This is a genomic window from Rhodoplanes roseus (assembly GCF_003258865.1).
Taxonomy (GTDB): domain Bacteria; phylum Pseudomonadota; class Alphaproteobacteria; order Rhizobiales; family Xanthobacteraceae; genus Rhodoplanes; species Rhodoplanes roseus.
Genome location: NZ_NPEX01000948.1, coordinates 1 through 246, shown reverse-complemented (window position 1 = coordinate 246; position 246 = coordinate 1). Strand labels below are relative to the sequence as shown.

Annotated in this window: 1 pseudogene; it reads left to right on the top strand. The window is 61.0% G+C overall.

What is annotated here, in order from left to right:
- A pseudogene (locus tag CH341_RS35025) lies at positions 1 to 246 on the top strand (recombinase family protein); the annotation flags it as partial.

The window sequence follows — 246 nt, the reverse complement described above, 5'->3', positions numbered from 1 at the left end:
AGACCTGCCTGATGGACAGATTCGCAATCAGCGGATCACCGACATTCTGACGCGCGTCACCTATGCCGGATATCTCGAAGTGCCCAAATGGGACATTCCCCTGCGCAAGGCGCGGCACGAAGGCCTGATCACCCTGGAGACACACCAGAAGATCCTCGACCGCCTCAAGGGTGGTGCGCGGGTGCCGGCGCGCAAGGACATCAACGCCGATTTTCCGCTTCGCGGCTTCGTCTTGTGCGGCGATTG